The following is a 7,207-nucleotide window of genomic DNA, read 5'->3' on the forward strand; positions in this document are numbered from 1 at the left end:
TTTGACTTCATAAAAACTTCTGACTTCTGACTTCAAACTTCTGACTTCATATAGTTCTCCCACCAGAACACACAATACGAAAACCAACATTGTAGCTACAGTTATCACGGCCAATGTAGTTGAAGCGAAACGCAGAACGGCAGACATTAGGAAGAAAGAACCAGGAAGCGCCCCGCAATAAGGCATACAGTTGTTTTTTATCATCTAATTCCAGCCAAGCACTGCCATCAGTAGGCACACCTTTGTACTGATTATGCCAGTCATCAGCGCACAATTCCCACACGTTTCCATGCATATCATATAAACCAAAAGCATTTGCGGGAAAACTGCCTACATCCGTTGTTTCTTTTCGGTATATACCTTTAGAGGAATTGCCATAGGTATAGTTGCCATTATAGTTAACTAAATCAGTAGTAATAGTTTCTCCAAAATAAAATGGTGTAGTTGTACCCGCACGACAAGCATATTCCCACTGACTCTCACTCGGTAGTCTGTAGTTTTTCCCAGTTTTCTGAGATAGCTTCTGACAAAATTCTGTTGCATTGTACCATGACATATTTTCTACTGGACGGTTTCTTCCTTGAAAGTGAGAGGGATTTTCACCCATAATGGCTTGATATTGGTCTTGAGTAATAGGGTATTTGCTCATAGAAAAAGGTTGGATAGTGACTTCATGTTGAGGACCTTCATTATCACGTCTCCTTAATTCATTTTCTGGCGAACCCATAATAAATGTTCCTCCAGGTATAGAAACGATTTCCAACATTACACCTTGACCTAAATCTTCAGTAAAAAATACTGCTTCATGGGAACGACGATTAATTTCTTCACCTTTGTTGTTTACTATGATCACATCAAATTTTTCCAGGTAAAAATCAGAAATAACAGGAGACATTTCAGACCAAATCTTGTTTAAAGCTTCTACAGAAATAACCAACGCCTCTGCTCTATCTTTCTCCATATTGGTAGCCACTCCCAACACACCACCAGTTTCTAGGTCAATTACAGGTGCTCCACTATAACCTTGAGGAAGGCGTTTCGGCTGTCGCCGAAATGTTGACGAAGCATTGGGAAGCATTCTGCAGGAAAGGAAAAGGCGGAGCCTAGGGGTAGCTACATCGCCTTCATTAATTAACAAATTCCAAGCTCTAACCTTTTCATAATTTTGACGGACAAAACCCTTTTTCCCTAAAGTTCCATCAACAGTTTGCAGTATAACTTTTTTCTCTTCACCATAGAGATAATAACCTGCTGTCCGAAACTTTCTATTTTCTGCTTCAGATAAACTTATTAGCTGCAAAAGTGGGATATTCGGCTTTTCAACTCGCAACACTGCTAAATCAAAACCCTTAACATCTCCTCTTGCTAAAACTTCTGCCGAAATATTATTTACTAATACATTTTCCTCACCACCCATATCCTCAACAACATGGGCGCAGGTTAGCAAGTAAGTATAATTATCCTCTCTATAAAAAGCAAATCCAGTGCCAATAACATTTGCTTTTTTGTCAGTAGCACTGGTAATTAACACTATAGATTCTTCTAAATTAATCATTCTTTGACTTTTTAGGTTTCAGAACTAATTTAATTTTTAAATTCCTAGCAGCCTTTCCTTTAGTGATATAAAGATTACCTTCTGCCTCAAAATTAAAACTTACTTCTAAAGGACTTACGCAGTACCTCTATATATGGTGTGTAATTTCAGCATCACTGTACCAAAAATTCTGTTGAATTCTCTGGACGTGCAAAAAAATGCACAAAAATTCTGTTGAATCCTCTGGACGTGCAAAAAAATGCACAATAGACATCTCCGAATTTGAAAACTACTATGAATTAGTAGCTTCATCAAAATTGAAAAATACAGTTCAGTTGACATATCCTCAAAAATAAGGCCAAAGTAGTTGACATATCCTAAAAAATGAGGCCAAATAGAAAAAATCTTTAATTACTAGAGAATAAAATTATTCTTTAGTCTCTGTAAAACAGGAGTTTTAATTATCTTGACTACTGTCAGTATTTACTCTCATCTCACACAAATTTTACTATAATAAATTTGGCTAATCATATGGAAAAAGTGAGCCTGGACGCGAATTAATCGTTATTTGAGTGTTGAAAGTTTGAACTTGCAAGATTTATGGCGAAATGTCCAAAAAGAAATTATTCATAAGACAGAGGCATATCTGATTAGATTATAATCAAGCAGACTATTTATCTATATAAATAGAGTGAAGCACTAACCAAAAAATTTTAGCCACTAAAATTGTTATGGCTTCTTAACATGACTGAACTTAAGCAAAAATGAATCAACTGATTAAGAAAGCTTTTTTAGATACAGAAGATGGACAAATATTTTACCGCATAGGAGGAGAAGGAGAACCTCTAGTTTTACTTCCCATGACTCCTCGAAGTAGTGATGAATTTAAAGAGTTAATGGCAATTTTAGCTCCTAAATATCGTGTTATTGCTATGGACTTAATGGGGTTAGGAGATTCCGATAAACCTCCTAGGGAATATTCTATTTCAGACTATGCTAAAACTGTTATTTTATTGTTAGATGAATTAGGAATTCAAAAATGTAGTATTTTGGGCAGTTTAACAGGGGGTTATATTGCTGGAGAAGTAGCTGTATCTTATGGCGATCGCCTGAATAAATTAATTCTTTGTAATACTCATGGTTTTGATGCAGAAGAAGCTGAAAAAATTACTCAAAGATATACTCAAGGATTTACGATTAAAGAAGATGGTTCCCATCTAATGGAAAGATGGTTAGCGAGGATTAATTATGTGGGAAAAGGAGAATTAAATCACCGTTGTGTTTTAGATGATTTAAAAGCTTTTGGAGGAACTATCTATCCTGGGTTTGCACTGGGTAAATATTGTCTCTCGGCTCCAGAAAGATTTAAACTTATTCAATGTCCGACCTTAGTTGGTAATGGTACTAAAGCCTTAGAACCTATAGACAAATACGGCTTAGTAAAGGCAGAAAATCAAGGTTGGTTATCTGAAGCAATTCCTCATAGTCAAACAGTTGAAATCTCTGGAGGAACTCTCTGGATGATTAATCAAATGGCAGAAGAAATATCTACAGTTGTTATGGATTTTTTAGATGATAATTAAAGAAAAAGTAATCTATTAGGAGTTTAATTGATGAATTATATAGCAGTTTTCAGCCTGGTGAGGTACATCAATAGATACCCCTAAATCCCCCTTAAAAAGGGGGACTTCCAGTTCCCCCCTTATCAAGAGGGGTTAGGGGGGCTCGAAAGAACTGTACCTCACCAGCTTGGAATATCCTATATTATTATTATTAGTTGTTATGGATTTTTTAGATACAAAATAGATGAGGAGAAATTAAATATTATGAAAATAAAGAGAGCATTTTTAGAGACAGAAGACGGGCAAATACATTATCGAATTGGAGGAGAAGGTGAACCACTAATTTTGCTGCATCAACAACCAAGAAGTAGCGATGAATATAAAGAATTAATGAGTATTTTAGCTCAAAAAAGACAATTAATTGCTATGGACTTTTTGGGTTTTGGTGATTCTGATAAACCACCAAGAATGTACTCAATTGAAGACTATGCCAAAAATGTTATCCAACTTCTAGATACATTAAATATTAAAAAAGCAAGTATTCTAGGTAATCATACAGGGGCTTTTGTTGCTGGAGAAGTTGCATCTGCTTATTCTGAGCGACTTAATAAATTGATATTATGTAATTTTCCTAATTTCGGCGAACAAGGAAAGAAAAAGCTCTTAGAAATATATTCCAAAGGTTATCAAATTCAGGAAGATGGTTCTCACCTAATAGCAAGGTGGTTAGCTCGTTCTAACTATGTAGGAACTCCTGAATTAAATCACCGTTGGGTATTGGACGATTTAAAATGTTTTGGTTATCCAATGTATGCTGTTTATGCTGTAGCAAATTACTGTTTAAATTTTAAAGAAAGCTTGAGTTTGATTCAATGTCCTACCTTACTTTTATGGGGACTTGAAGATGTCAAACAATTTGAAAATTTAGGTTTAGCAAAGGCAGAAGATAGATTGATAGCTACTCAATTAATTCCTAATACTGAGGTAGTTGAACTGGAAGAAGGTAACATTTGTATGATGAATCAAATGTTTAAAGAAATATCCGAGATAATAATAAAATTTCTAGATAAATAAGTGCAAGGAAAAAATATTATGGCAAGAGATCATATTGAATTTATTCAATCTTCAGATGTCAACGAGAAAAAATGGTTCGTAGATGGTTTTCTAGAAGATGGACTGACACGAATTTTAAGTTTTGATTATGAAACTGGTGGGTCTACCGAATTAGTTGAATGGACCCAAGATTGGCATATGAGTTCGGGTTATTTCAACTGTGATGTGGAAATATTTGTTCTTAGTGGAGAAATCCAAATTGGACAACTTCGGCTCGGACCGTATACTTATGGGTTTATTCCAGAAGGTGTTTGTATTGAGAAATGGAGCGTTAAAAAAGACACTAAAGCTTTGTGGATGCCTGAACGTCAGGTCTGCTTTACACAATCATTAGATGATTTACCAGGAGCAAAAAGAGAATTATATATTCCCTCCTACAGTTCACAACTTATTCCTTGGTCTGCTACTATCACTCCTGGGTTTCCTCCAGGAGCTATGAGAAAAACTTTACGCAAAGGATTACAGGGAGGAAGAAGCACTTGGCTTTTGGGGTGTTTACCGCAGTTTTTGGAACCTTTTGCAGAATATCATCCTATTCCTGAAGAGGAATTTGTTCTTCAAGGTAGTCTAACTACACAAGCAGGTCACATGACTCCAGGTTGCTATTTTTGGCGTCCTCCATTGATTTCACACGCACCAGCTTATACAGAAACTGGATATTTTGCCTTTGTCAGAGGAGGAAATCCTCATCTTTCTTACCATGCTTGGGAACCCCCATTACAGCAATATTATCCTTGGGATTGGAATAAATAAACTAATCTCTGAACTTAAAATTTAACTATTTTAAACCTATGAAAGTTGCTTTAATCACTGGCTGAAATTCTGGAAAATAATTAAGCATTTCTCGTAGAATTTGCTCAAGATGGCTTTAATCTTAGTCCAGGGATATCATTCTAATTATGATGTTGCTCTGGAGGTAAAACAAGAATTATAAAAGACGATCTAAAATGTTTTGATGATCCTTTATATGCTGTTTGGGCAGTAGTAAATTATTGTTTAGAAGTAGAATAAAAATTTAAGCAAATTAAATGTCAAACTCTAATTATTTTTGGAATAGATGATATGCAGGAATTTGAAAGATTAGGGTTGGCAAAAATGGAAGACCATAATTTTCTTTCTCAAGCAATTCCCCACGCTAAAGTGGTAGAATTTCCAGAAGGAACTATTTGTATGATGAATCAAATTCCTGAAAAAGTTGCTGAAGCTGTTAAAGACTTTCTAAGGTAATGATACCGAAAACTTATCGCAAGCTTGTTATTAAAAACCTTAACTCTGATTTTCGTTCTGCTGTGGAAATTGTAGAAACTGAACTACAACAACCTCAAGGCAACGAAATTCTAATTAAAAATAAATTCGCAGGGATTAATGCCGGATTTGATACTTTATTATCTCAAGGAAAAATTCCCTATTTTAATCCAAAACTACCGATTGATATGGGTGTAGAAGTAGTAGGAAATGTGGTAGCTATTGGAGATAATATTAAACAATTTCAGATTGGAGATGGGGTTTTAACTTTTACTAAAGGAGGGGCATATCGAGAGTATCAAACTGTTAGTTTAGATGAGGTAATTAAAGTTCCGGAAGTTTCCCCAGAAATTGTTACATTAATGCCTACGGGAGTATCCGCTTTAGTAGCTTTAGAACAAGTAGGAGAAATGACGAGTCAAGAAGTAGTTTTAGTCACTGCTGCTGCTGGAGGAACAGGACATATTGCCGTACAATTAGCTAAACTAGCAGGAAATCATGTTATTGGTACCTGTGGTTCTCCAAAAAAGGTAGAATTATTACAACAATTAGGTTGCGATAGAGTTATTAATTATCGTCAGGAAAATGTTAATCAAGTTCTCAAACAAGAATACCTCCAAGGTATTAATTTAGTATTTGAATGTGTTGGAGGAAAAATGTTTGATACTTGCGTTGATAATTTAGCTATGAGGGGGCGTTTAGTTGTAGTTGGTTTTATCTCCGAATATAGCGATAATTTAGAACAAATTAATCAACCTCGAATTTATCATAAACTCTTTTGGAAAGCTGCCTCAGTTAGAGCATTTCTTATGCCTTGTTATCGAGAATATCAAACAGAAGCTTGCGATCGCCTCTTTAATTTGTTTCAAACTAAACAACTTAAAGTAGCGATCGATCCTACAGAATTTAGAGGATTAGATTCTATTGTCGAAGCTGTTGAATATCAACTTAGTGGGAAAAATAAAGGTAAAGTAATTGTGAAATTATAGACTAATCATCAACAACTGCGGTACACTTAATCTCAACAATTAATCCTGGAGTAGACAAAGAAGTAATTCCTACTCCAGTCCAAGTGGGAAATTCTTTAGTAAAATAACGATCTTTTACCTTCATAAATAATGCTAAATGGGGAATAGTAAACGGTTGTTGAGACTCTGAAAATTCCCCTACATTAGCACCAGTCACATAATAAGTTACCATTTCTACAACATTATCAAAAGTACCTCCAGCAGCCACCAAAACTTTTTTAACATTCTCAAACGCCTGGATAAATTGTTCTTCTACCCCTTGCACAACCTGTAAATTTTCATCCCTTCCCACCTGTCCTGAAATATATAATGTATTTCCTATTTTAACTCCAGGACAATAGTGATATTTTTCATATATAATTTCCATTCCTTGGGGAATAATTACTTCACGTTTTGGCATTGATAAAATCCTTTAACTGTTCAGATAATTAATTATAATCAAGTTTTTGTTTTGAGTCCGGTTTTAGCCCCAGAAATAGTTATCTTCAGGCAAAAATTTAAGAACTCTATCATAAAAGGATGACAAAATTGGTTTGCACGCTTACAGTAGTTTCTCTAGTTTTAGCCCTATATATAAGATAATCGTGAAGTGGATTTTAGAAATATGCTTGTATATGGACTATTAATTTTAGTAATTATAATATTTCTCATCCGTTCCTCTAGTTTAAGTCTTATATCATGTTCGGATGATCACTTATAATAAAGCCAAAATCATTACAGTAGAA

7 protein-coding genes are annotated in these 7,207 nt (G+C 34.9%); 5 read left to right on the plus strand and 2 right to left on the minus strand.

What is annotated here, in order from left to right; translation table 11 throughout:
• Window positions 1–46 precede the first annotated feature (46 nt).
• A complete protein-coding gene (locus ACP6PL_RS16885) occupies window positions 47–1,555 on the minus strand; it encodes an SUMF1/EgtB/PvdO family nonheme iron enzyme (RefSeq protein WP_426546424.1) in 1,509 nt (502 codons plus the stop codon).
• Between the two features lie 743 nt (window positions 1,556–2,298).
• Between ACP6PL_RS16885 and ACP6PL_RS16890 the strand changes: the two genes are divergently transcribed.
• The 5 genes from ACP6PL_RS16890 (at window position 2,299) to ACP6PL_RS16910 (ending at window position 6,443) form a co-directional block, all read left to right on the plus strand.
• On the plus strand, window positions 2,299–3,117 hold the full coding sequence (locus tag ACP6PL_RS16890) for an alpha/beta fold hydrolase (RefSeq protein ID WP_426546425.1): 819 nt from the start codon (window positions 2,299–2,301) through the stop codon (window positions 3,115–3,117).
• A gap of 243 nt (window positions 3,118–3,360) precedes the next feature.
• Entirely contained in the window at window positions 3,361–4,170 is an 810-nt protein-coding gene (locus ACP6PL_RS16895; protein WP_426546426.1) for an alpha/beta fold hydrolase, read from the plus strand.
• Between the two features lie 18 nt (window positions 4,171–4,188).
• On the plus strand, window positions 4,189–4,962 hold the full coding sequence (locus ACP6PL_RS16900; protein ID WP_426546427.1) for a DUF4437 domain-containing protein: 774 nt from the start codon (window positions 4,189–4,191) through the stop codon (window positions 4,960–4,962).
• A gap of 309 nt (window positions 4,963–5,271) precedes the next feature.
• A complete protein-coding gene (locus ACP6PL_RS16905; protein ID WP_426546428.1) occupies window positions 5,272–5,436 on the plus strand; it encodes a hypothetical protein in 165 nt (54 codons plus the stop codon).
• Window positions 5,436–6,443: a zinc-binding dehydrogenase gene (locus ACP6PL_RS16910; protein WP_426546429.1), complete on the plus strand. Its 1,008-nt coding sequence runs from the start codon at window positions 5,436–5,438 to the stop codon at window positions 6,441–6,443. The genes ACP6PL_RS16905 and ACP6PL_RS16910 overlap by 1 nt, the downstream gene beginning before the upstream one ends.
• A 1-nt stretch (window position 6,444) precedes the next feature.
• On the opposite strand, the gene ACP6PL_RS16915 is transcribed toward ACP6PL_RS16910, so the two are convergent.
• Window positions 6,445–6,882 carry a RidA family protein gene (locus ACP6PL_RS16915; protein WP_426546430.1) on the minus strand — a complete coding sequence of 146 codons (438 nt, stop codon included), beginning with the start codon at window positions 6,880–6,882 and terminating at the stop codon, window positions 6,445–6,447.
• Window positions 6,883–7,207 lie beyond the last annotated feature (325 nt).

Source organism: Dapis purpurea BLCC-M126 (genome assembly GCF_050015975.1).
In the GTDB taxonomy this organism is placed as follows: domain Bacteria; phylum Cyanobacteriota; class Cyanobacteriia; order Cyanobacteriales; family Microcoleaceae; genus Trichodesmium.